Source organism: Trichodesmium erythraeum IMS101 (assembly GCF_000014265.1).
Taxonomy (GTDB): domain Bacteria; phylum Cyanobacteriota; class Cyanobacteriia; order Cyanobacteriales; family Microcoleaceae; genus Trichodesmium; species Trichodesmium erythraeum.
Map to the genome: position 1 here is coordinate 4600001 of NC_008312.1, position 26782 is coordinate 4626782.

The window sequence follows — 26782 nt, forward strand, 5'->3', positions numbered from 1 at the left end:
TTTTACCCGTTGTCCATCGACTACGCCTTTTGGCCTCGCCTTAGGTCCTGACTCACCCTCCGCGGACGAGCCGTCCGGAGGAACCCTTAGGGTTTCGGGGTATGTGATTCTCACACATATTTTCGCTACTCAAGCCGACATTCTCACTTCCGTTTCGTCCACAACTGCTTTCGCTACTGCTTCGTACTAATACGGAACGCTCCCCTACCAATACTTTTAGTATTCCACAGCTTCGGTATATCACTTAGCCCCGTTCATTTTCGGCGCCAGAGTCCTTGACCAGTGAGCTATTACGCACTCTTTTAAGGGTGGCTGCTTCTAAGCCAACCTCCTGGTTGTCTATGCACTCCAACCTCCTTTCTCACTTAGTGATAATTTGGGGACCTTAGCTGGTGGTCTGGGCTGTTTCCCTTTCGACGATGAAGCTTATCCCCCACCGTCTCACTGGTAAGATTTCCATCTGGTATTCTGAGTTTGTCTCGATTTGGTACCGCTCTCGCAGCCCGCACCGAAACAGTGCTTTACCCCCAGACTTTTTCTCTTACCGCTGCGCCTCAACACATTTCGGGGAGAACCAGCTAGCTCCGGGTTCGATTGGCATTTCACCCCTAACCACACCTCATCCGCCGATTTTTCAACATCGGTCGGTTCGGACCTTCACTTGGTGTTACCCAAGCTTCATCCTGGACATGGTTAGATCACCCGGGTTCGGGTCTATAAACTGTGACTTTACGCCCTCTTCAGACTCGCTTTCTCTTTGGCTTCAACCTTTCTGGTCTTAACCAGCCACAGCCTATAACTCGCCGGCTCATGCTTCAACAGGCACACGGTCACTCGTTAAATCGAGCTCCCATTGCTTGTAAGCTGACGGTTTCATATTCTATTTCACTCCCCTTCCGGGGTTCTTTTCACCTTTCCCTCGCGGTACTGGTTCACTATCGGTCACACAGGAGTATTTAGCCTTACGAGGTGGTCCTCGCTGATTCACACGGGATTTCACGTGCCCCATGCTACTCGGGATACAACCGGAATCAAATTTAGTTTTTGACTACAGGACTTTCACCTTCTCTGGTACAGTATTCCGCTGTTTCATCTAACTTTATTCTATTCCTAATGGTTGTCCCACTACCCCACATGTAATTACACATGGTTTAGGCTGTTTCCATTTCGCTCACCGCTACATTGGAAATCGCTTTTGCTTTCTCTTCCTCCAGCTACTAAGATGTTTCAGTTGGCTGGGTTCGCTCGTGCAGGCCTATATATTCAGCCTGTCGTTTTTGGGTTGCCCCATTCGGATATTTCCGGCTCAATGCTTGCTTCCAACTCCCCGGAACTTTTCGTAGGTAACCACGTCCTTCTTCGCCTCTGTGTACCTAGGTATCCACCGTCAGCCCTTTATAACTTGACCACTTTTTTCTTTCTACACCTGAACTAGGTTTTTTTTAAGGTTTTACTTAACCTCTGGTTCAGTTACTTTGACTTTTTTTGACTATGCAGTTTTCAAGGTTCTTACTGGTATTTAAGAATACCAGCAGCATGACTTGCTTTATTCAGGTCTTGTTGCTGATTTCTACCTTTTTTATTCCTGGAGGTAAGCGGACTCGAACCGCTGACTTCTGCCTTGCAAAGGCAGCGCTCTACCAACTGAGCTATACCCCCTTACCCTTCTTAGGTGGGCTATCCTGGACTTGAACCAGGGACCTCACCCTTATCAGGGGTGCGCTCTAACCACCTGAGCTAATAGCCCATTTATCGAACCTTAACTCTAGTTTGAAAGTTTACTTTACTACTTTTTTTATTTATCCTTGCTCGACCAGGGTTTGACCTTCACAACACTATTTTTAATCTTACTGTATTGATCCGGTTGGTCTCCCTTTAAAGGAGGTGATCCAGCCACACCTTCCGGTACGGCTACCTTGTTACGACTTCACCCCAGTCATCAGCCCTACCTTCGGCATCCCCCTCCCTTTCGGGTTAGAGTAATGACTTCGGGCGTGGCCAACTTCCATGGTGTGACGGGCGGTGTGTACAAGGCCCGGGAACGGATTCACCGCAGTATGCTGACCTGCGATTACTAGCGATTCCTCCTTCATGCAGGCGAGTTGCAGCCTGCAATCTGAACTGAGACTGGGTTTTGGGGATTGGCTTCCCCTCTCGGGTTCGCTACCCTCTGTCCCAACCATTGTAGTACGTGTGTAGCCCAGGACGTAAGGGGCATGCTGACTTGACGTCATCCCCACCTTCCTCCGGTTTGTCACCGGCAGTCTCTTCAGAGTGCCCAACTTAATGATGGCAACTAAAGACGAGGGTTGCGCTCGTTGCGGGACTTAACCCAACATCTCACGACACGAGCTGACGACAGCCATGCACCACCTGTGTTCGCGCTCCCGAAGGCACTCTCATGTTTCCATTAGATTCGCGACATGTCAAGTCCTGGTAAGGTTCTTCGCGTTGCATCGAATTAAACCACATACTCCACCGCTTGTGCGGGCCCCCGTCAATTCCTTTGAGTTTCACACTTGCGTGCGTACTCCCCAGGCGGGATACTTAACGCGTTAGCTACGGCACTGCCTGGGTCGATACAGGCAACACCTAGTATCCATCGTTTACGGCTAGGACTACTGGGGTATCTAATCCCATTCGCTCCCCTAGCTTTCGTCCCTCAATGTCAGTTTTGGTCTAGCAAAGCGCTTTCGCCACCGATGTTCTTCCCGATATCTACGCATTTCACCGCTACACCGGGAATTCCCTTTGCCCCTACCAAACTCTAGCTTTGTAGTTTCCACTGCCTGACCAGAGTTGAGCCCTGGGTTTTGACAGCAGACTTACATGGCCATCTACGGACGCTTTACGCCCAATCATTCCGGATAACGCTTGCCTCCTCCGTATTACCGCGGCTGCTGGCACGGAGTTAGCCGAGGCTGATTCCTTTGGTACCGTCAGATCTTCTTCCCAAAGAAAAGGGGTTTACAACCCTAGAGCCTTCCTCCCCCACGCGGTCTTGCTCCGTCAGGCTTTCGCCCATTGCGGAAAATTCCCCACTGCTGCCTCCCGTAGGAGTCTGGGCCGTGTCTCAGTCCCAGTGTGGCTGCTCATCCTCTCAGACCAGCTACTGATCGTTGCCTTGGTATGCTTTTACCACACCAACTAGCTAATCAGACGCGAGCTCATCTCCAGGCAATTTATCTTTTACCCTAAGGCTCATCCGGGATTAGCAGAAGTTTCCTTCTGTTGTCCCAGACCTGAAGGCAGATTCTCACGCGTTACTCACCCGTCCGCCACTAACTCCGAAGAGTCCGTTCGACTTGCATGTGTTAAGCAGACCGCCAGCGTTCATCCTGAGCCAGGATCAAACTCTCCATGATGTTTGGTTTGATTCTCTGTTTTTTCTCTTTGTCTATTGACTAAGAGGTTTTTTTGTATCTTTGAATTCAGAATTTTACTTCTAAACTCTGGTTAATTATTTTTATAACAAGGACTATGAATAATAGTGCTTTTCAACTTTCAAACTATGAAGTTTTCTAGGTTCAGGCGTTGGATTGAGGTTTTTGTCTCTCTCACCTGCGCATTTACTAAGGTAGCAACTCTATCAGGAACTGTCAACCCCTTTTCTCATTTTTTTTCGGGAAACAGGATTTAATTGTTGTACTATAAAGTCTAAACACTTTGAATAGTATTGCTTTTAGCGTTTAGAAAATTATAAAAAAAATTGGCGGCAATAAAAATCATTCGACAAAATGTCCATTTTTTATTTCAACTTTTGGATATATATTATTTTTAGATCCTTAATGTTTTGTAGAACTCATTTGAGATTTTCTTACCTAATTATAACCATCACAGTTTCTTGTTTTAATCCTCCATTGGTACAAAAATCTAGTAATTGGCTATTATATTAGGTCAAATTTATTTGATATACTAGGCCATATTTCAGAAGCTAAGGAATAAGAGTTTTATTATGTACACAAGTTAAATGGCCTAAAATCCACTTGCTCAAAGCTCTTTCAACAAAAAATCTGGGCTTTATTCTACTTTGATTCTTATTGGACTTTATTGAATTCTCATTCCTAATTCAAATTTAATAAATCAAAGTAATATTTTATATATTTTTTTATTATCTAAAAAACAAGATGGGATTCTTTAAGATTCACAAATTAGGTTTTCTACTTGATCTACAATATCTATTTATTAAGCATAACCTTTTTCGAGTCTTAATAATTACTCCATAAAGTTGAGCTATCAACCTAGACATTTTAAATAATACATAAATAAAACAAAATGTAATACTTAAGTCCAGAAAATTTGAGTAATTTAGGAATTAAGTATGGCCATTATCTGTATTCTTTATTTTTGATAATTATTTTATATCTGGACAGTAAAACCTACATTTTGTAGTGCATTAATAAAGGGAAACTTGAGTAAGTATTTAGACTCAAGAAAAAAACCTTAAAGTGTAATTATATCAGGACTTATATAAAGATACTATTTATAAAGTATAGAAAATCTAGCAATGGCTTAAAATTATGGCTATTTCACGGATTTGCTGATTTTAAGCAGTCTCATTACTTACACAAATACACATATAGTGTATAGAAAATTTAGTGTTCGCTATAATTTTTTTCAGCTATCGTTCAGGATTTGTCTATTTAGAAAAACTTAAATAGCTGTCATTTTAATTGCAGGATCTTTAAGTTCAGATACTAGATACTTAGATAATAATTGATGTTTGAGCTGATAAATAGTTTTCCCTAGAATGAATGTAAGCTATTTTTTTCAAATGATTCTAGACCAACATAGTCCAAGCAATATAATTTTTTGGAATTTTTGCCAGATGACATTAAGAGACTATTTGTAAAATAAATCTTAAGAACAATCTGTTTTAGTATCAAGCCTTCGTAACATCAGTGTAATCATCGCAGTGTAAATCAGAGCTTCACTTATCTCTGGTAGTTGTAATCCATAGCTAAACATCAGTTTTGAAATAGCCATGCAAAAGTTCTCTTACCACCCATGGTCTAGTTAAGACTTCAAATTATTGACTATTATCGTTGACTATTTCACTCGTGCTGAAATCAGGTCTGCGATCGCCATAGCAAATTTCGGTCCTCTATAACCAGAATCAAACCAAACTAATTTGTCCTTTTGGAATATTTTCAGCCTGTTCCTAGACATGTGCTTTGGCCCCTAACCGTTATCTCATATTGGAATATTTTCAGTCTGTTCCTAGACATGTGCTTTAGCCCCTAACCGTTATCCCATATTTGCTTCAGTTACTACTACTCCTAGTAATAATCCTTAAGTATCAACCAAGATATGATGTTTACGACCTTTTACTTTTTTACCACCATCATAGCCATATACCTCTCCCTTTTTGCTGTTGTTTTTACTGATTGAGAATCAACAACTACTGCTGTAGGTTATGGATGTCGTGTTTCTTGAACTCTTGTCTCTCGTCGTAGAGTATGGTTGATTTCTTCCCAAACACCATGTTGTTGCCATTTACGAAATTTTGTTGACACAGTTTGCCAAGATAGTAGATTGTGAGGAAAAGAAAGCTAATAACAAGCAGAGTAAAGGATATAAAATATACCATTTACTATTTTTCCCTCGTTTAGGATCTGGTTTAGGGCCTCGTTGAGATAGGTTTCAATAACAGAGGGTCGAGTAGTTCCCATTCCCGATCGCGCTTGATCGCTGGCTAAAGATTTTCACCGACATTTATTTAACGGTGAGCATTGTTTTTTTATTTTCTTACCTTGAATTATTAGAAGCTTTTTGTGTCCAACTTAAGTTGGTAGCGATCGCCACAATGCAAAAATAAGGATTACGGACCATAGGAGGAGGACGAAAAGCCGGATTGTTAGAGCCTCAAGACAAGCTATTTTTCATATTGTTCTACTTTAAATGCTACCCTAACTTTGAGGTGGCCGAATTATTGTTTAACCTAGACCGCAATTGAGCCGAAGGCAGGGCCTTACCAGAACGTAAATTAGAAACCATAGAGGAGTTCATAACTAGATTTCTATCTGTTATGGAAGTAATGATTGATCGGACAGAACGACCCATTCAACTTCCTCAAGACCAACAGAAACAGAAAGGTCATTACTCAGGTAAAAAAAAGCGTCTAATCCGTCAACATCTAATCCTCACAGATCGGGAGTGAAGAGTCCTAGTTCTATCGAATTAGAGAGGATAAGGTTCGTGACAAACGGCAACTGGAGGCAGATAAATTGGTAGATTTTGTCAAGTATAAAGTGACAATTCATATAGATTTAGGGTTTCAAGGACTACAGAAGGAATTTATCAACATAAAAATTCCCAAGAAAAAACTGAAACGAAAAGAGCTGAATATAATTTTCGATCTTTTTCATTTTGCAACCTAGATTTTTTCTTCAGCTTCAACTTTATCTATATAGAAATCTGAGGGTTGTTTAAATTTAAAATTTGAGTATTGTTTATCTGTCTGTAAATTTTTATTAATATATTCAAAAATCTGTTTAATATAAATATGCCCGTAATTTGTACCATTTTCATCCAGACTCGTTTAAATAGGATTACAAAAAAGGTCAGTGAATACACTATAAGATCTATATGATAGTTCATGACTCTTTTGAGCTTTTTGAGACGAAGTGATCATAGCAATTACTTTAGGAATTTTGGAATTTTCCATACTTTCTTTTATATTAGAAATACTATCATTTGAGTTCTTAATTCCTGGAATTATTGCACTATTATGCCAAGTATCGAGAACAAGAATAGCACGTTGAAACTCTTCCGCACTTACGTCATTCATTAAATTATTAAAGGGATACCAATGAGAATCTTTTAATCCTATTTTTAGACAATATAAATGATTTTTCCGAATATCTTCATGTCCTGAAAAGTAAAAAACTAATTGATCCTTAATATCCCAGGCATATAGGACATTACGTAATTTTTCTTCAAAATGTGCCCGTCTATTACACTCGTTTATTAGTGCTGGTCTATCAGTTCTACAACTTCCTTGTTCTAAACGTGTCAGGATAAAGTGAACTGTTGAAAGGTCGAGCTTGACTGCTTTGAGTTCTTGATCAGTCAAAGCGTTAACTGGGCTTTTGGAAAAAAGTAAAGTACATTTACCTTTATTCTTCTCTTAGAGAAAGTTATACTATTTCTCAAAAACAATGCTATACTTTAATGTACATGAAAACAGTAAATAATATAGTGTGTCTTGTTAAGCTAGATATTCTGGAATTGGCCCAATAACTTCAATAAATATTATCCTGACAGACAGCAATTGTTTCTCTCTTCAAAAGTACAGACATTATATTGCCTCTTAATAGGAGCAGAAGATATATTGAATAGATATCAATGTTATTAGGATGTAATCGTACAATTGTATCACGATGGTTTGCTACCTACAGAAAATTGGAAATAGAAGGTTTATTGAACAATAAATTGTTGGTAGACCGAGAAAAATATCACCCATATTAGAAAATAAATTTAGAACTAAACTAGAAGAATTAGAGAGTTTTAATAGTTATAATGAAATACAAAAATGGTTAAAAGCAGTATGTGATATTAATCTACCATACTTAATATGTTTATTATCACTTAAAGGCTAAATTTAAGGTACCTCGTCCAGTAAATATTAAACAAAACCTAACAGATATTGAAGAGTAAAAAAAAATGCCAGAACTGCTAGAAAAAGTTATTAAAAAATTTGGCGTTGGTGAATCAAGATATGAATTAATGTATTATTAAAATAAGTTTTGATTCTATAGTCTCAAATCATGGAATGTCGAGAATGTAAATCTGATCATATCCGCAAAAACGGAATATATTGACAAGGGAAACAAAACTACATCTGTGTTAATTGTTATCGCCAATTCATTGATAATTATCAATTAGAGCAGGGTTATTATGATAAATTTTAACATGAATGTTTAACAATGTATGTTAATGGAATGGGGTAAAGAGCGAGTGCTCTTTGTCAAAAAAAATAGCATGCTACCATAATCAATTGGATTAAATAAGTGGGTGAGTTATTATCTAATAGTTATTCTCCACCTTAGGACTCCACAGGTAGGAGAACTAGATGAACTGGAGACTTTTAAAGAAACAAGATTTGGATATGGAGCGCTGTAAATCATTTTAACAGAGATCTTTTAGAGTGGGTAATTGGAGAGCATAGTACAGAAACCTTTGAACCCTTATGGGCACAGGTAGAAAAGTGGAATTGTGATTTCTATGTGAGCTGATGGATGAAAAGTATATCTACAGTTGATCTCAGATGGAGATCAGATTATTAGTAAAACGTATATGACCAGAGTCGAAGGAGAAAATACAAGAGTTAGGCACTATTTAGCTAGGCTACACGGAAAAAGTTTGTGTAAGTCACAAGTCAGTGGAAATGTTTAAGTATTCTGTCGGTTTACTTATTCATTATCTTTAAAAGATATTCCTATTCCTTATCGTTCATAGCTTAACTCACCAACGCCCTAATTCTTTTAACAAGCATTTGATATACTTGTCCTTTCAAGTGAATTTTACCTTGAAGAGTAATTTCTATAATATGGTCAATAAAATTTAGATAGCGTTGTTGCCAAGAAATAGATTCTGTTACTTTAGTTATCAGTTGCAACCTTAATAGTTATCTTAATTTTTAAACTCACAAGAAAGAAGTAAAGAGGCACTTTATTGAGGAAGATTATACTCTTAGTGAAAAACTAACTATTATTAAGAATATATGTTAATATAGGTGTGAATAAATAAATTCTACAGGTTCAGTCCGAAACAAAAAACGGATACTGATGCTATGTAACCTACTTTAAAGCAAGCTGACCGAGCACTGAGCCTGCGCTAAGTGCAAAATGTAAAACAGTGAGAAATCTCAGATTTAGTAGGAATTAATAAGACTTTAGGCATGGGAGAATGTCCATTTATCTGTCCCATTAAAGTATAAGATACCATCAAAGCAACAGAAAACTCTTAAAGTAGGGTCTTATGGTTAAATTTAATAAGAAAAAAACAGGGGATGCCAATCCCCTGTAGCCAACAGATTTACCAACAAAATGCTTTTGATTTTTCAGTAATATTATATTAATTGTATAGATTATGCATAGCTGATAAATAACGAATTTGTGGTACTAGCAACCTTAATAGCTCTAAGATTAAATGAAGTATTTTAAATCAAGACCTATATTTAAATATTATAATTCATCCTTATAAATTAAAATCATTTTTTTTTAATAAGTTTCACTGTTGCTTAGTTAATTTATATATTAATTTGTATATTAATACTCTTATCCAAAAAAAGCAACCCTTGTTTGAGTAATTTATATTTTTTTTATGAAAAAAATTTGGAGTAGGGAGTAGGATTGAGAAACGATATATCTTGGTAGTCCTGTAGATATAGTGATATTTCTAAGTAAATCCCTTTGACTCTCAGGAGTCTAACTGCAAAAATTACTACTTCTACACCACTACTTATATTTTAGCTGTTTGTAAATGAATAGTAAAAAAAATGATTATTCTGTAAGGGATTTTTTATAGAAAGTCTCACTATTTGTAGTCTACTAATCATGAAAGATACTGTAAATATAAAGGTTTTTGCAAAGGTAAACTACAGAAAGAAAATAAGTATGTTTGAAATTTGATAGGTTATTAAAAATATATTTGTGAGTATATTATTATAATATAAATTTTTTTAAGTATAGCTACACATAATACTAAGGTAATGAAATGATATAAACAAATTAAGTAAAGCCGTGTAAGCTAAGTTAATGAAATTGGTATAAGAAACCATGTTTATGGGAGATACATCTTAGTATAGTAGGGTATTTAATACTTTCCCTAAAATAATATACTTTTTTAGTATTCAATTGTTAATAAAAAATCCTGTGATTATCCGAATATGGTATAATTGTAAGATGTTCTCACCTAAAATAATATTAAATAGACATCTGGTAAAAATCAATCAGTTTTTTTTATCAAAGTTAATACTTATATATTATGTGGAAAAAAATCGCTGAACATATCACGCAAGTAACGGTCGAAAATTTTGAAGTTACTGACCATTGTTTAGTTGGAGGAGGTTGCATCAATACTGCTTATAAACTGACTGATGGCACTCGTAGCTATTTTGTCAAAATTAATCAAGCTTCCCTAGTGGAAATGTTTCGAGCAGAAGCATTAGGGTTAGAGGAAATGTGGGAAACTCAGACTATTCGAGTTCCTAAACCTTTTTGTTATGGAACAGAAGGAAATAATTGTTATATAGTATTGGAATGGTTAGAGTTAGGCGATCGCGGTAACGATAAATCTTGGGAAAATATGGGGCAGAACTTAGCTGCTTTGCACCGTCATCAAGGAAAGAGCGAATTTGGTTGGGCTCATAATAATACTATTGGTTCTACACCTCAGATTAATAGCTGGTGTGGAGACTGGGCAGAATTTTGGGTACAACATCGCATTGGTTATCAGCTTAAGTTAGCAAAGGGTAGGGGTGTTAGTTTTAGTGGTGGTGATCGCCTGCTGAAAATTATTCCAGAATTATTAGCAGGTCATCAACCACAACCTTCTCTAGTTCATGGTGACTTGTGGGGTGGAAATGCTTCATTTACAGTGGATGGGGAACCGATAATTTTTGATCCGGCAACTTATTGGGGCGATCGCGAAGTTGATCTGGCGATGACAGAATTGTTTGGTGGTTTTCCTACTGCTTTTTATCGTGGTTATAATGAAGCTTGGCCTTTAGATAACGGTTACAAACACCGCAAAGCCCTTTATAATCTATATCATATATTGAATCATTTTAATTTATTTGGTGGTGGTTATGCTTCTCAAGCAGAAATAATGATTCAGCAACTTTTAGCAAAAAATTGGGTCTAATATCAAATCCGGTTGAATAGTTATTGTATAGTTAGAGGTGGGGCTAACTACTAAAGCCGAATAATTGGACTAAGTTATCCAATTATTAAGAAATTTTACAAATCTACTGATTATATGCTGTCATATATTTTAATCATCTTTAATAATTATCTAAAGACTTTTTTTTCTATGGCTTACCAGTCAAAATGAAATTAATTAAGACCAAGTTAAAAATTAACAATTACCAAAAAACAATACTTGCCAAATACGCAGGAGTGGTTTGCTGATGAACAGCTTCGCTAACGTCATGCTTATAAGTGGGGATTAAATACTTGTATCAAGGGATATAAATTAATGAAAAAATGACCCAGTGCAATTGAATTACCTTGCATAAATGTTTACTTGCGGTAATGATAGAAAACTATGTCAGGACTTATACAAATACACTATATATAGTGCATGACAATTTTGACGATCTTCACACTTAACTTCATGCGACTCTGGCGGTTCGCCATGGGGAGCCAACTCTTAACTATTTTTATTCAAAAACCTTTTCGGTTTCTATATAAATTGAGAAGATAGAGAGCATCCGAAGGTTTTGTTGGATCACTATAAATAATTCTTCAGACGTGATCTTAGTTCTTCTTTAGCCACCCCTCTTGGGGCTTGCTTGGGGTGGGTGCAGTGACCTGCATGGATCTTTGCGCTAACAAAACGTCAACTCACCGAAGAAGCTCACCCTCCTTAGAAGTCTCCCTGAGCTTAACTGTCTGGGAGGATGTCAAGTTAAGTAGTAGCGGGTGCAACATTTAACTTACTCAAAACTATGTACTTTGTTGAATTTGTATAGCATCACTGATAAAAGTGACGGCTGTTGCGGGTATTGTCTTGCTGTTTGACGACAAGATGCTTTTTGGAGGCTCGAAGCCTGCTTGCTCTCAGCACTGTAAAAACAAAGATGTCCATTTTTTAATGTCGCTTAATTTACGACCAGCTCTTTATTTTGATAGCTTTTAGTTCTTTGTTGGGTAGGAGTATTCCCTTGTTCAAAAATTTACTAACTTTAAAAGTAACATTTTACTTTTTAGCTTTTGTCAAGAATTTGTCAAGTTTTATATGTTAAGTAAAAATATTTATAAAGCATAGCTTTCAAAGAGACAGATCCAAGGGAGAGAAGCTCTCCCCTTTTATGGAAGGAGAAGGGTAGTAGAAAATATCTTAAGGAAAGCCAGCACTAAAATTACTCATAATTTTAGTCTAGACACCCTAGTAGGAATTTATAACAGTCGCTATTATTATCAGTAAATTCTCACCGTTCTCAAATTTAGTCCGCGCTGCAAACTTACCATTACTGTCTACTCGTCCCTACTGACTGCAACTATACCACTGAGTGCTACTTTAACAGGGACTAAACTCCATAACCGTAAGACTGGTACCAGTATAAACCACTTGTTCTAGTTTAAAACCGCTAGCTGCAAACAAATTTTTGTATTCCTCCTCTGTGCGCCAGTATCCCCCTGGGTTAGTAATCATCATTTGCACTGCTGCCAAAGCAGGTATTGTGCCATCGGGATATTCTACAGGCGCTCCCAAAGAAGGAACTAAAGTTTGTAAAAGTATTACCCTACCATCTTGAGGGAGAGCTTCCCGACAGTTAGTCAACACTTTAATTGAATCTTCCTGATTAAATACTGATAAAAAATACTTCATTATAATCGCATCAGCACCCTTTGGTAAAGATTCTAAAGCACTACCACCTATGATTTTTACTGAGTCAAGAACTCCATATTTAGAGATATTATTAGGAGCAGTTTCTACCTCATGGGGTAAATCAAATAAAATTCCTTGACAACCAAACTTTTTAACAATATTAGCGATTAATGTTCCTTGATTTCCTCCTATATCCATCACTGTTTTAAAACGACTAAAATTATAAACTTCAAATAATGGATCGACAGCTTCAGCAGTTAAGAAACTCATAGCATTATTAAACAAATTCTTGCTCTGAGGATTTTCTGTCATATAAGAAGTGTAAAAATCCTGTCCTTTAGCTATTTTAAAAGGTACTTCTCCAGTCTTTAAACCACTTTCTAATTCTCGCCAACTATCCCACATATTGGGCTCTGTAATGTGCATTAAAAAATGACCTATAGATGGGGAATCATCTGTCATTAAAAGTTCTGATAATTCTGTAGCAGCAAAAACACGGCCTGGCTTTTCTACAAATATTCCTAAATGAGCTAAAGCACGCAGTACAACATAAAGTTTTTCTGATTTTGTTCCAGTTTTTTCTGCTATTATTTCAACAGTTTGCGGTCCATAATGTAGTAAATTTGGGATACCTAAATTTGTGGCAGTATAAACGCACTGACTTTGCCAGTAACCGTAGATTATTTGGTAAATTTTTTTCTTAGATTCTGATGCTTTTCCTAACATAATTAACCTCTAAATATTTGAATGTTTTAAACAGCAGCTTAGTCTTTTTTTTTGTAATATTAATCACTATTTTTAGATTGCTAATCCCAAGTAAAAAAAATGAGATAATATTCTATTATTGATTTTTTTTTGTTAAATAACATATTTAATTTATATTATTAAAACCTAAATAACAATCTATTAAGCTATTTAAAACTATTCTATAGTAACTGCTTATGCACAACTAACTACCTAGTTTTCATATATAATATATACCTCTGATATGAAAAGTATGTGTAATTAATTATGCATAACTATTTAATATTATTATAGTAAAGTATGTGCAATTAATTCTACTTAATTACTTAAGTCATTGATATGATTGAATGTACTGAAATTTATACTACTAGACACATGAGTTTGTCGCAATGCGGCAACACACCATAAATCTAATGCTAGTTCCGACAAACTTTGACTATCCTCTGGAACATTGGGGAAATCATGCCTATTTTGCTGAAAAAACTAAGCAAAAGTGTCTTCAACATACATGGCTTATTGTTTTCAGCATGTACTCGAAAATCATACAGGAAGAATTCGCGACAGCCTAAAGATATGTGTGCCCGCTTCCCTGCATCACAGATTTTTCCCTATCTGGTATGATATTAACACGACAGGCAAATTTCACTGCTAGCTTTTCAGGTTCAAGAGTTAAGAACTTTCCTGGTACAATACTCATAATTTAGACTCGGTAGGTTGAGTTTGACTAATTGTTTCTAATTTCATAATTACTAACTAACAAAACTGGTCAATATTCCTCAAATTTTTGGTAAGTTTTCAACAGAATATTCCTGTAAATCTAATACTACTGCTTCACCTTCTAACTCTAAAAATTGCCAAACAGTTCCAGTAGTAATAACTCCATAAATTTTTTCATTCCTCGTTATCTTGACGTTGGTTGAAAATTTGAGCAGCAACCATTTCTGCCATGCATTGAGCCAAACCAGATTTGAGATTATTGTTTTTAGCTTCTACTAAGACAATAACTGGCGATTCTATGAAAAATTGTTGGGTTGAATTGCTAATAATAAAATCGCCAAAACTATTTAATCCAAGTTCTATGTCAACATTAAACTCAATGCCAGAAAATAAACTTATCTGTTTGTTTAAATGTTTTTTAATTGCCACTAAGATTGGTGCAACTATTAATTCAGAACGAGCTTTTTCAGAACCAATTGCCACTGCTAAGGGTAAATATTCATCTAAGGCTTCAAGAATAAATTGACTAGGAGCAACTTCTGGTAAGTTGTTAAATTTTCCTTTGTTGCCTGTCAATATTATATTGAATTTTTGTTGAAGTTCATCTAAGGTGAATTTACTGTCAGGCATAATTTCTTATTCAGTTATCAGTTATCAGTTAAAAGAATGGCAAAAAAACTTCTGCCTTATGCCAACATCCACGAAAATCTAATTATTAAACCGGACATAATTTTACTACTTTAATAAGTCTTCAACTTTTGAAGGTAATAAAATAGTAAGGTTAAAGTCGCGACCAATTTCATTCAGATTTCACTTTTTGGAGACTAATTCCTCCTGGAACTGTGATAATGAATTAAGAACTAATCCCGACCTGGAGGAAGTTCCGACCCAGGAGGCTAGCTGATAGCTGACTACTGTTTGCCAGCATTCCGTAGGAAATGCTTGCCTACTTTAAATGCTCACTCAAACATTCTGCTAATACTTTATTATTTGATTCTTTTATAAATGTAAAATGATTACCAGGAACCATAACTACCTCTATATCAGCTACATCTAAAATAGCATACATTTCTACCCAGACTAATTGGGGATCTATGCCATGGGGATGCTTTTCTTGCGCCCGAAAAACCGTTACTTTTCCTGGATAAGGATGACGTTTATAAGTATAAGTTGCCTTCAAAGTGCCAATTATTACATCAATAAAGCGTCGGTTTTGTTCCCGAGTAGCTTCCTTGGGAAATAACTTTAATTTCTCTGCCTTATCAATTATAAACTCTATTTGTTCTTCTGATTTTAAACCTAATAATTCATCTTCGGTAACTAAATCAGTTATACCAAACATACCTCCAAAGTAGCGACTTAATACACCCTTCATATACAAATTATCAATTTTTTTATTAGGGTCTAATAAAATGGGAACCCAAGGGTCTAACAAAGCCAATAAGCTAACTTCTTTACCTTGCTGAAGTAACTGCTGTCCCATCTCAAAAGCAACAACTCCTCCAAAAGACCAACCGCCAATTTGATAAGGACCATCTGGTTGAAATTCTAGTAGAGTTTGGACATAAAATTCAGCCATATCTTCCACATTTGTGAAGATTTTTTCCCCTTCATTAAATCCCTGTGCTTGTATCCCATAAAATGGTTGATTATTCCCCAAATAATGGGATAAATCATGATAATAAAATACATGACCTCCGGCAGGATGTATGCAAAAAAATGGTTGTTTATTTCCCTGAGTTTGCAGGGGAACTATAGAAGAAGAACTAACTTGACTTTCTCCTCGAATTAAACGGCCTAAATCTTCAATTGTCCGGTTGGTGAATAGAGTAGATAAAGGTAGTTGTTGGCCAAAGCTCTCCTGGATTTTGGCCATTAAATTAATTGCTAAGAGAGAATGGCCTCCTAATTCAAAGAAATTACTTTTAACTCCTACTGGATGAATATTTAGAATTTCTGACCACATTTGTGCTAATTGTTGCTCTATGCGATCGCGCGGAGCCACAAAATTATCGCTCTGACTAAAACTAGAAATATCAGGTGCAGGTAGAGCGCGACGGTTAACTTTCCCACTGGGAGTTAAGGGTAGTTTCGACAACACCACAAAAGCTGAAGGCACCATATATTCCGCCAATTTTTCTTTCAGATATTGTTTTAATTGGGGGACAACATTCTGAGCACCTTCAGTTTCAGGCACAATATACGCGACTAAAAGTTTATTACCAGGTTTATCTTCTCTCAATAATACTACCGTTTCTTTGACTATAGGGTGTTGACTGAGAGTAGTTTCAATTTCTCCAATTTCTATGCGGAAACCCCTAATTTTCACTTGGTTATCAATGCGACCTAAAAACTCGATGTTCCCATCAGATAGATAACGAGCTAAATCTCCAGTTTTATACAACCTGTTCCCTATTCCCTGTTCCTTGTTCCCTTCTATAGTAATAAATTTTTCTACAGTTAAGTCTGGGCGGTTAAGATAACCATTGGCCACACCGACTCCACCAATATACAGTTCTCCAGAAACGCCGATGGGAATTGGCTGTAAATCTGTGTTGAAAATATAAAGTTGATTGTTAGCAATAGGACGACCAATAGGAGGTAGTTTTGGCCAATTCGTAGCAGCGCCCTGTAAAGTGTAAGCAGAAACAACATGGCTTTCTGAGGGTCCATATTGATTTTGGACTTTACAGTTAGGAAGTCGGTTCATTAATGCCACTAGGTCTGGAGTAACCTGCAATTGTTCTCCTGCTGTCACAATTTCACAGAATGGGGGTAAAACTTGACATTGAGGAGCAACTGTAGCTAACTGCTGTAAAGCTACAAAAGGAAGAAATATTCTCTCTATCTGACTCTCAACCATGAATGCCATCAAAGCAAAACTATCACGTCTTACTTCTTGAGAAACTAAAACCAGAGTGCCTCCTGAATACCAGGTTGAAAAAATTTCTTGGAAGGATACGTCAAAACTAATAGGAGTAAACTGTAATGTTTTGGCCCCTTGACCTACAGTTGCTTCTTCTTGCTGCCACATAATCAAGTTAACTAAAGCGCGTTGACTCATGGCAACTCCCTTGGGTTTACCTGTGGAACCCGAGGTATAGATGATGTAACCTAGATTTTCTGGGGTGACTCCACTGCTCAAATTTACGGTAGAAAATTCCTTGATCCCTTTCCAGTCTCTATCTAAACAAACAACTTGTGCTTGATGTTTAGGCAAGGATGTCAATAATGATTCCTGGGTGAGTAACACTGACACTTGTGCATCAGAAATCATATAAGCCAAACGTTCTGAGGGGTAGCTAGAATCTAGGGGGACATAAGCTGCTCCTGCTTTGAGAATTCCTAATATACCGATAACCATTGAGAGAGATCGTTCCACACAAATGCCTAAGTGTGCTTTTGGTTTTACTCCCAATTTTTGTAAATAGTGAGCGAGTTGATTTGCTTTATTATTTAACTCGGAGTAAGTCAGCTTTTCTGACTCAAAAACTACTGCTATTGCATCTGGGGTTTTCTCTACTTGACTCTCAAATAACTGATGAATAGATATGTCTTGAGGATAATCTGTTTTTGTTTCATTCCATGCTATTAATATTTTCTGTTTTTCCCTTTCACTCAGCATTGATAATTTACCCACTGGTGTCTCAGGATTTTCGACAACTGCTGTTAGTAAATTCTGGAAATGTTCGGCAATTTGAGCAACAGTTTGAGCCTCTAATACATCACTATTATATTTAAAGTTAGCTAACAGAGATTCAGGTAATTCTATGATTTCTAAATTTAGTTCAAAGTCTACTTTTTGTTGTGGAAGTTCATAATATTCTAATTCTAGTTCTTTTGCCTCAAATAATTTATGAAATTTATGATAACTAAAAGCAACCTGACAGATTGGATAGTGACTCAAATTAGCAGATTTTAATTGTTTTATAAGCAAAGAATAAGGGTAATTTTGATAATTCTCAACTTCAAATATATTTTTGCTAACTTGATTCAAAAAATCTGTAAACTTAATGTTTCCTGAGATTAAATTTCTGAGAACTGTAATATTAGTAAAATTGCCAACTACTTGTTCAAATAATGGTTGATTTTCTCGGCTTTGTAATAAACCAACCAGAATATCTTCTTCTCCTGTGTAGCGGTAAAGTAGAACTTTAAATACTGCTAATATTATCTCTTCCTTTTTGACTTCTAGTGTTTTTGCGAGTTGTTGAATTTTCTGATTTAATTGGAAGTTTATAGTTGACTTTAGAGCAGTACCATTATAAGTTCTAATACTCGGGCGAGAAAAATTTGTTGGTAATTCTAGGATGGGTAATTCACCCCCTAACTTTTCCTGCCAATAATCACCAATTTGTTTTCCTTCTGAACTATTTATAAATTCTAATTCTTCATTGATATAATTAACATAATTCGTATTTATTGGGATTAAATTTGAGTTAGTATTATTAATTTTTGACTCGTAAATAGTTACAAATTCATCCACTAATATTGATATGGAATAGCGATCGCCTGCTATTTGATGCAGAGTCAACAATAAAATATTTTCTGTTGCCGAAATACAAAATAAACAAGCACGAAATACTCCACCAGTTTCCAGATTAAAAGGAAGCCTCATTCGAGCGGACAATTGTTCATTTAATTCGATATTATTCCAGGAATAAGCATCTATTTTTTCCCAGTCAATCTCCACATTTTCCCGAATCTGGGAAATAATATTTCCATCTTTTTCAGAATATACACTACGGAGAATAGAATGACGTTTCATTAATATTTGTAGTGTATTTTTAACAGTTGGAATATCTACAGAATTTACCATCTGAATTGCTATAGATATTTTATCTGCTAGACCCGTTGGGTTGAACTTATACAGAAACCAATTTGCTTGCTGTATGTGAGAGGTAGAAGGAGATATTAAAGTAGAAATACCTTGATAATTCATCGTTTATATAATAGGGAATAGGGGAGTAAATGAAGAAATATAAACTTGAAAGAGAAAAAAAATTTTATTACAGGTAACTAATTAAGACTTTATCTTAGGAGCGATCGCTAAGTAGTTTTAGCCATTACTCTAGCTTGCTCTTCTTGCAAGCATCGAACTTTAGTAGTAGAATAATCAGAAAACCCCCTGCGCACTGCTTCTTCATAATCTTTTACTGTCAAGCTGAACTGGGGAACAGATATATTTTGCTGACTAGCCATCTCTAGAGCTAGTTGCAAATCTTTATGTAGTAACTTAACAGTAAAGTCAGGATGCTGAGACAAGTCATCACAACGTCGGGAAAACCAATAGTGAGGCAAGCCATGAATATCTCCAGCGTTCTGACCAAAAGCACCGAAGCGTAAAGCATCCCAAATAGTTTCTAGGGGAATTCCCTGAGCTAAACCCAATGTAATTCCTTCTGTAACTGCTTGAACAGCAACTGCGTTTACCGCATTATGGATCAGCTTACATCGAGTCCCATTCCCTAAGGTCCCACAATAGATAACGCGATCTGCCATCAGTTGGAGGATAGGTTCAACTCTCTCAAAAGTTTTCCTAGAACCACTTGCCATAACAGCTAAACCCATACCTCCATCGCTTTTTGCACCTTCAGGGCAATCATTAAAAGGAGCGTCTAACATCTCAACCCCCAGTTCTTCCATAGCTTTGCTGAGTTTGAATATTGTTTCTGGAGAATTAGTGGTTATATCTATATAAATACTTCGCGATCGCAACCCTTGACTCAGGTTGCCGTCACCCTCTAGTACAGCCCTAACAACATCAGCAGGAGTAGGTAGAGAAGTAAAAATTACATCTGAATAGGTAGCAAGTTCAGCACAACTATGGGTAATATGAGCGCCTAAAGACTCTAACTCTGTCATTCTATCTAAATTTATATCGTAGACATAAACTGGGTAACCCTGGGCAATAAAATTAGCTGCTTGTCGCCCTCCAATATTTCCACAACCAATGATACCGAGCGTGGGATAATTAAGTGGGGGGTTTGTTTCTGAAGTATTTTTACTTGGTGACATATTTATATTAAGTCCGGTGTACATAGAAGATTTATTAAAAGAGTAAAACACTTATGCTTTCTGGCAGGAGGCAGAAGGGTTAAAAGGTCAGGAAGCTTTAGGCAAAAGAGTCAGAAGGCTTCGGAAAAACGAGCTTTTTATGAATCTAATTTGGTATTAGTAGTTAGTAGGTGCTAGGTTTTATAGCTAAATTCAGGAGTCAGAAGTTAAATTCGCAGCACGGACTATATTTGATAATTTAGGAATCTAACAGTCATGACAACTGTTATAAGAAAATGGGAAAAACCTATCAACTACCGCAACTTTTGAATTATACCATACGGATTAATTTCCAGTTTCTACCGTATGGTCTACACTATTAACCCAACAACAAGGCAGAAGGAATTTCACCTACAAAGATAGATGTTTTATGTTTCATGTATTGACTGAAAAGGTTTTTCTATCTACTTTAGAGAGTTTTTTCCCAGCCAACAAGTCCCATCTACTCAAGCTGTCTCAAAAATTCATAAAATCCTTGGTATGCTTCTTTAATTCCACTTAAACAAAGAACCACAAGCTACGCGAGTTCTTCCTGCTGCTGCACTCCACAACTCTAGAGCTACATCCTCCAGACTTTCTCCATCTGCTTGAAGCATCCGCGAAATCATAGCAATTTTCCCAAAAGTCCAGAATAAGCCTGCTTCCAGGAAATATGGTTCATTGGTGTTAGTATGTACCCGGAAATCATACAAAGAATAATCGCGACACCCCAATGCAATATGAGCACTTTTAGCTGCATTCGCTAGTTTCTCAAATAACTCTGGAGTAACATTCGCCGGACAAATTGGCTTGGCTATAGGTTTCTCAGGTTGCTTTTCAGGAGTTCCGTCAGATTGAAGTACCAACTTATCATTTACAGTTCTGATAGGATGTTCCTCTGTGACTAAATATTCTATCATAGGTAAAACTTGCAACTCACCCTTGCGCTCTACCACAGCTACACGCAATTCCCTTCCAGGAATATAATCCTCAACCAACAATTTATCCTCTAATTCAAACCCCTTATCCAAGGCTGCTTCTATCTGAGATTCATCCCACACCAATGTTACGCCCAAAGAATTGTCTTCCGAAGTTGGTTTCACAACAAAAGGAGGCTTCATTGTTAAAGTTTCTCCCCGCCGTAGTTGCTGCGCTTTAGCTACTTGTACCCCAGATGCCGAAACAACATTCCGCGTCTGAGCTTTGTTAGTTGCTAGTGCCGTACAATAGGATGGTGACCCCACTAAAGGTAGATTAAGCATATCCTCAAAAAATGCTCGGAAACTGGTCATACCAAGAAAGCAGAACATGTGGGGAACTACAACATCAATTTGAGGTAGTTGCAGAATCATGTCCTGAAGTAACATCTTTTCTGATAATGAATCTAAAGAAGCTCCCAACTGCCAAAGACCATCAGGATGTACTACTGCATAATAACTGCTGACTCCAACTGGTTGCACTACTTCTTTGGCATAGAGTATTGATAGGTTGTAGTAGAATTCGGAAACACGGGAACCTGCCAGGTGCAAGACTTGTAATCTATTCATTGTGGCTAAGGATGAGTGTTGATTTTGATTAATTTCTTCTAATTTCATTACTAATTATTTTTATTTTATATTTTTTGACTAATTAAATACTAACAGTTATCCGCTTTTTTAATTCCACTTAAATAAAGAACCACAAGCCACACGAGTTCTTCCTGCTGCTGCACTCCACAACTCTAGGGATACATCCTCCAAACTTTGCCCATCAGCTTGAAGCATCCGCGAAATCATACTAATTTTCCCAAAACCCCAGAATAAGCCTGCTTCCAGAAAATATGGCTCATTAGTTTCAGCATGTACCCGGAAATCATACAAAGAATAGTCGCGACAACCCAATGCAATATGAGCATTTTTAGCTGCGTTTACTAGTTTTTCAAATAACTCTGGAGTAACATTCGCCGGACAAATTGGTTGAGCTATAGGTTTCTCAGGTTGCTTTCCAGGAGTTCCATCAGATTGAAGTACATATTTATCATGTACAGTTCTAATAGGGTGTTCTTCTGTGACTAAATATTCTATCATCGGCAAGACAGACAACTTACTCTCTCGCTCAACTACAGCTACACGCAATTCCCTTCCAGGAATATAATCTTCAACCAACAATTTATTGTCTAATTCAAACCCCTTATCCAAGGCTGCTTCTATCTGAGATTCATCCCACACCAATGTTAACCCCAAAGAATTATCTTCCGAAGTTGGTTTCACAACAAAAGGAGGTTTCATTGTTAAAGTTTCTCCCCGCCCTAGTTGCTGCGCTTTAGCTACTTGTACCCCAGATGCCAAAACAACATTCCGCGTCTGAGCTTTGTTAGTTGCTAGTGCCGTACAATAGGATGGTGACCCCACTAAAGGTAGATTAAGCATATCCTCAAAAAATGCTCGGAAACTGGTCATACCAAGAAAGCAGAACATGTGGGGAACTACAACATCAATTTGAGGCAGTTGCAGAATCATGTCCTGAAGTAACATCTTTTCTGATAATGAATCTAAAGAAGCTCCCAACTGCCAAAGACCATCAGGATGTACTACTGCATAATAACTGCTGACTCCAACTGGTTGCACTACTTCTTTGGCATAGAGTATTGATAGGTTGTAGTAGAATTCGGAAACACGGGAACCTGCCAGGTGCAAGACTTGTAATCTATTCATTGTGGCTAAGGATGAGTGTTGATTTTGATTGATTTTTTCTAACTTCATAATTATTGTTATTTTAGATTGTTCTATACTAACAGTATTTAGGAATTTTGATACTTCAATTATTAAGTAATTAACATAGGTCGAATAACTTTTTTGATAATTATAAGCTATAAGTGTGTTAATTATTCTTATGTTTACTTCTTATGTAGGGATGTTGCATACAACTTACCTACCTACTCCCTTACTTCTTTTTCATATCGCGAATATTACACATATTTCCGAAAGCGGTGAGAATTTTACGCGGTGGTTGAACATTGAGCCTACCGTGGACAACCTGTAGGTTATCTATTACTAAAATGTCTCCTTGTCTCCAGGGAAACACTGTAGCATTTTTCCATTCAGCTTCCCCTAATTCTTTTGCCTCTGCCTCTGTTATTTTCGTATTGTTTCCTTCTTCATTAACCAAGTACATTTTTGGTTGTGCATTGTCTATCCCTTCCAGATTTCTATACAATTTAGAAGGCAAAAAATTGTAGTATATTATTTCTTTGAATGGATAGCGCTGCGCAATGCTGCGATACCATTCTCTGGCAACAAAAGAATCAAAAGTGCTGAGACAAAAGCACAGTTTGCCCGTTCTTGGGTGATGGAACACGGGAATGTAAGAACATTCAAAATAAAGAGAACCATCAGCTTTCCACTCAAAATAAAATTCCCCGTCTTCAAGCATTTTTGTAATTTCCTCTCGCGAGAGTTCCTCGAAAACTATTCCTAATAAATGATTAGGAACATTTCTCACAAATTTCTGAGGTGTATTAGCGAATTTATGCTGCAAATTAGGAGACAATTCGTTAAAGATTTTTTCTGTATTAATAATAGGAGTTTCGCCATATAAAGTGGGTTCAATTTGACAGAAAAAAGCCAGACACATGGGCCTAACTGGCACCATATTCAGTTCATTATGTGGAGGTATTATCAAATTCCCTGGTGCTTCGGAAGAGGTGAAAACTTTATCAGTTATTCGATTTCTTTGAGAGCTGCCAAAATGATACTTTGATGCCAATTTAACATTCAATAGCTCTAGGATATTTTCAAATTGTGCCGCAGTTTCTATTTCAAATCCCCGGAATAATAGAGCGCCGTAGTTGTCTTGCTGTCTATGAAACCAATCTCTATTTTCCCTGACTAATTCAGCGAGAACTGAGAAGGATTTTTTCTGGACTGGTTCTATGACTAAAGGTAGTTTTTTTTCACCGGTAGTAAAACTTTTTTCCTCATCGCGTAAAAACCGCAATTTAATATTTGATGACAGATAATTTGGTAGTTTTTCAATTGTTAGCATAGCTGAAAAATTGTTACTATTATTAGTTTTTGTTTGTATTTTTTTTGATTATTTTTCAACTTTCACACACTGATGTATTTAAACACGGAACTGTCGGCCAAAAAATACATTAAGAGAAAATTGTGGTAGATGCAATAATTAAACTTAATTAATTAGAAGACTCAACTCCTGTATTAACAGATTTACTTGATATAGCCAAATACATTCCCCATAAAATTATTGAGAAGCTTACCGAACTCCAGAGATTAATATTTTCCGAGAAAATTATCCAACCTTCGATCATACTAAGAGCAGGAGCACATAATGCAACTAAGCTAGTAAACCCAGCAGATAATTTTTTGAGAGAATAAGCCCACAGCCCTATACCTATCATTTGACTACAAAGAGCTTGAATAATGACTGCAAGCCAACCAGTTAATGAACTTGGAAAAAGTTGATCCTCAGTAATTAGAACTACAGGTAAGAGCAATAAGGCACTCGTTGTTGAAGACCAAGTCATAATTGTAACTGGGTTGAATTGAGTGCGAAGTTTCTGAACTATAAGTGGGTGTATACCAAAAAATACTGCTGAGAGTAAAGCTGCTAAGTCTCCTAGTAATTGTTCACTAATTCTAAATGAGAAAATATCATTCACTTCTAACAAGGCAGAACCACATATCGCCACAAACATACCAAGTAGAAATTTATGGTCAAAGGTTTGACTTAAAGCTAACCATGCTCCTAACACAGTAAATATAGGCACTAAACTATGGAGCATAGTAGAGTGAGCAATGCTTGTCATGGTTAAAGACCAAGCCCAAAGTATCAGACCAATAGATAAAAGGATCCCATCTGCTATCAGTAGCATTCCTTTTTTAACTAGTTCTGGTTTATTTAATTCAATTTGAGTTTTATTTTTTTGTTTTCGGTAATTTAAAGTTAATAATCCATTTAGTAACCAAAAGGGAATAGCTGCAATCCAAAAACGATTGAATATTGTAGCATTTGGACCAAGATTATACTCGCTTAAACGGATAAAAATTGGTGAAAAAGATATACAGATTAGACTGCCAATTAATGCAGCTAAACAGTCTATAGGTATTGATGAGAAATGGTTTAATGGTAATAATCTAGCTTGATTGTTCATCTTTTTTCTAATTGCTGAAATTGAAAAAGTAGTAGTATGATTTTATTGTTTACTCAAATCTTTAGGCCAAATTTGCAAATTAGCAATTCCATAAACAATAAAGCCTGCTGCCATACCAGGCAAGACTTCATAAATAGCGCTTGATAGGTTAAAGCCTTTATTCCATATAATCGCAACTACTATACCAGTAATCATCATTGTTATTGCGACTGGAACCCTTACAGGTTTTTGCCACACTCGCAATACTAACAACGGACCTAAAGCGCAGGCTAAAACTGACCAAGAGAAAATGACCAAAGCAAATACACTATTGTTTGTTATGAGAGCGATCGCTAATACAAAAGCAGTAACAGCTAAGGTAGCAATTTTAGCTTTTCGATAAGAGTTAGATCCACTGGGAACTAAATCTTGACTTAGTGCAGCAGAACATGATAATATTTGAGAATCTGCTGTAGAAATAGCTGCAGAAAAAAGTCCTGCTAACATCAACCCTACTAAAACTGCTGGCAATAATTCTATAGATAGATTCGGTAATGCTAACTCTGGGTCACCAGATGTCATTAATTCAGGTAACAAAACTCTGGCAGTTAATCCTATACCAAAAGCTGTAGCCGAATTCATTAGACCGCAGACTAATTTTATGTTACGAGCTAACGCTATATTATCTGCAGAGTCAATTGCCATTGCTCTTACTAATACATGAGGTTGACCGACAACACCCAAGCCTGACACCAACCACCCCAAAAAGTAAGGAAAAAACCCCCAAGGTAAATTAGTAGGCATCCAATTTGTTAGAGTGGGGTCAATGGCATTAAGCTTGACCCAAAGTTCTGTCAACCCTCCACAAGCCAGTAAACTTACTATACACAAAATCAACAGAGATAATATCATTAAAATTCCCTGCACAGAGTCAGTCCATATAGAAGCACGGATACCTCCTGAAAAACAGTAGACAACCACAATTACAGCCCCAGCAATAATACCCAGTTCATAGTTCCAACCAAATATAGCATTCAGTCCTTTGCTTGCTGCTACCAGTTGAGCTGCAGCATAAGTACCCAGAATTCCTATGGTAATTAGTGCTGAAATTATTGTAATCGAGCGCCCTTGATTTTTTGGACTTAGATTTTCTTGACCTAAGAATGAGGAGATTGTATCTGAGTCTGTTTCCTGAGAAACTAACCTCAACCTTTTAAATATTAACAACCAAGCAATATAGTCTCCTATTGTCCAAGCAAGGGGTATCCAAATAGCAGCAAATCCAACTTTATAGATAAAACCTATCGAACCAATAAATAGAAACCCACTCTGACCTGTTGCCATTGCGGATAGTGCTGTCAACCAGGGATTAACATTTCTACTGGCAAGTAAGTAATCAGTTGTTGTATTTTGCTTTTGTGTTGCGGAGTAAATGCCTACTACTGTAAATGATAGCAAAAAGGCTATAAATGTTATCCCAATCCAAATTTGTTTTTCCATTTTTCACTATTAAATTGTAGTATTATTTTATTGTTTACTCAAACTTTTAGGCAAAACCGTAAAATTAGCAATTCCAAAAAAATAAAACCTGCGACGATG

Annotated in this window: 16 protein-coding genes, 2 tRNA genes, 2 rRNA genes and 1 pseudogene (1 of these 21 only partly in view); 4 read left to right on the top strand and 17 right to left on the bottom strand. The window is 36.7% G+C overall.

Annotation, left to right across the window (positions count from 1 at the left end):
- The 5 genes from TERY_RS14205 to TERY_RS36990 all read right to left on the bottom strand — a co-directional run.
- Nucleotides 1-1408: ribosomal RNA gene (locus TERY_RS14205) — 23S ribosomal RNA — on the bottom strand (it extends 1473 nt beyond the left edge of the window).
- 178 nt (nucleotides 1409-1586) lie between these two features.
- Nucleotides 1587-1659 (bottom strand) — tRNA-Ala (locus tag TERY_RS14210).
- 14 nt (nucleotides 1660-1673) lie between these two features.
- Nucleotides 1674-1747 (bottom strand) — tRNA-Ile (locus tag TERY_RS14215).
- Nucleotides 1748-1877: 130 nt separating this feature from the next.
- A 16S ribosomal RNA gene (locus TERY_RS14220) occupies nucleotides 1878-3365 on the bottom strand.
- Together the 16S and 23S rRNA genes with 2 tRNA genes alongside form the textbook arrangement of a ribosomal RNA operon.
- Nucleotides 3366-4860: 1495 nt before the next feature.
- Nucleotides 4861-4986 (bottom strand): hypothetical protein, encoded by a 126-nt coding sequence (locus tag TERY_RS36990; RefSeq protein ID WP_370495503.1) that lies wholly within the window; start codon nucleotides 4984-4986, stop codon nucleotides 4861-4863.
- A 1051-nt stretch (nucleotides 4987-6037) separates the two neighbouring features.
- Here TERY_RS36990 and TERY_RS36995 point away from each other — a divergent pair.
- Nucleotides 6038-6160, top strand: a complete 123-nt coding sequence (locus tag TERY_RS36995) for a hypothetical protein (protein WP_370495504.1) — start codon at nucleotides 6038-6040, stop codon at nucleotides 6158-6160.
- Between the two features lie 381 nt (nucleotides 6161-6541).
- On the opposite strand, the gene TERY_RS14230 is transcribed toward TERY_RS36995, so the two are convergent.
- The gene (locus TERY_RS14230; protein ID WP_011612478.1) at nucleotides 6542-7075 is read right to left on the bottom strand and encodes a caspase family protein; all 534 of its coding nucleotides are present in this window, start codon (nucleotides 7073-7075) and stop codon (nucleotides 6542-6544) included.
- Between the two features lie 272 nt (nucleotides 7076-7347).
- Between TERY_RS14230 and TERY_RS37000 the strand changes: the two genes are divergently transcribed.
- Both TERY_RS37000 and TERY_RS30735 read left to right on the top strand, forming a co-directional pair.
- Entirely contained in the window at nucleotides 7348-7470 is a 123-nt protein-coding gene (locus tag TERY_RS37000) for a hypothetical protein (protein WP_370495505.1), read from the top strand.
- 299 nt (nucleotides 7471-7769) lie between these two features.
- A pseudogene (locus tag TERY_RS30735) lies at nucleotides 7770-8460 on the top strand (IS1 family transposase).
- 1 nt (nucleotide 8461) lies between these two features.
- Here the strand turns inward: TERY_RS30735 and TERY_RS35140 are convergent.
- Entirely contained in the window at nucleotides 8462-8620 is a 159-nt protein-coding gene (locus TERY_RS35140) for a hypothetical protein (RefSeq protein ID WP_196797046.1), read from the bottom strand.
- Between the two features lie 1370 nt (nucleotides 8621-9990).
- Between TERY_RS35140 and TERY_RS14235 the strand changes: the two genes are divergently transcribed.
- Nucleotides 9991-10869 carry a fructosamine kinase family protein gene (locus tag TERY_RS14235; RefSeq protein WP_011612479.1) on the top strand — a complete coding sequence of 293 codons (879 nt, stop codon included), beginning with the start codon at nucleotides 9991-9993 and terminating at the stop codon, nucleotides 10867-10869.
- A gap of 1377 nt (nucleotides 10870-12246) precedes the next feature.
- Here TERY_RS14235 and TERY_RS14240 read toward each other — a convergent pair.
- The 10 genes from TERY_RS14240 to TERY_RS14285 all read right to left on the bottom strand — a co-directional run bounded on the left by TERY_RS14240 (nucleotide 12247) and on the right by TERY_RS14285 (nucleotide 26683).
- A complete protein-coding gene (locus TERY_RS14240; RefSeq protein WP_011612480.1) occupies nucleotides 12247-13284 on the bottom strand; it encodes a methyltransferase in 1038 nt (345 codons plus the stop codon).
- A gap of 583 nt (nucleotides 13285-13867) precedes the next feature.
- Nucleotides 13868-13999 (bottom strand): hypothetical protein, encoded by a 132-nt coding sequence (locus TERY_RS37005; RefSeq protein WP_370495506.1) that lies wholly within the window; start codon nucleotides 13997-13999, stop codon nucleotides 13868-13870.
- A 194-nt stretch (nucleotides 14000-14193) separates the two neighbouring features.
- On the bottom strand, nucleotides 14194-14649 hold the full coding sequence (locus TERY_RS14250) for a hypothetical protein (protein ID WP_011612481.1): 456 nt from the start codon (nucleotides 14647-14649) through the stop codon (nucleotides 14194-14196).
- Nucleotides 14650-14965: 316 nt separating this feature from the next.
- Complete coding sequence (locus tag TERY_RS14255) at nucleotides 14966-18961, bottom strand: amino acid adenylation domain-containing protein (RefSeq protein WP_011612482.1); 3996 nt, start codon at nucleotides 18959-18961, stop codon at nucleotides 14966-14968.
- 107 nt (nucleotides 18962-19068) lie between these two features.
- Nucleotides 19069-20037 (bottom strand): NAD(P)-dependent oxidoreductase, encoded by a 969-nt coding sequence (locus TERY_RS14260; protein ID WP_044136829.1) that lies wholly within the window; start codon nucleotides 20035-20037, stop codon nucleotides 19069-19071.
- Nucleotides 20038-20564: 527 nt separating this feature from the next.
- Nucleotides 20565-21650 carry a D-alanine--D-alanine ligase gene (locus TERY_RS14265; RefSeq protein ID WP_011612484.1) on the bottom strand — a complete coding sequence of 362 codons (1086 nt, stop codon included), beginning with the start codon at nucleotides 21648-21650 and terminating at the stop codon, nucleotides 20565-20567.
- 60 nt (nucleotides 21651-21710) lie between these two features.
- Nucleotides 21711-22796 (bottom strand): D-alanine--D-alanine ligase, encoded by a 1086-nt coding sequence (locus TERY_RS14270; protein WP_011612485.1) that lies wholly within the window; start codon nucleotides 22794-22796, stop codon nucleotides 21711-21713.
- A 181-nt stretch (nucleotides 22797-22977) separates the two neighbouring features.
- Nucleotides 22978-24078, bottom strand: coding sequence for a TauD/TfdA family dioxygenase (locus tag TERY_RS14275; RefSeq protein ID WP_011612486.1), 1101 nt, complete (start codon nucleotides 24076-24078; stop codon nucleotides 22978-22980).
- Between the two features lie 148 nt (nucleotides 24079-24226).
- Nucleotides 24227-25204, bottom strand: a complete 978-nt coding sequence (locus TERY_RS14280) for an EamA family transporter (protein ID WP_011612487.1) — start codon at nucleotides 25202-25204, stop codon at nucleotides 24227-24229.
- 42 nt (nucleotides 25205-25246) lie between these two features.
- Nucleotides 25247-26683 (bottom strand): sodium:solute symporter family transporter, encoded by a 1437-nt coding sequence (locus TERY_RS14285; protein WP_011612488.1) that lies wholly within the window; start codon nucleotides 26681-26683, stop codon nucleotides 25247-25249.
- Nucleotides 26684-26782: the final 99 nt, after the last annotated feature.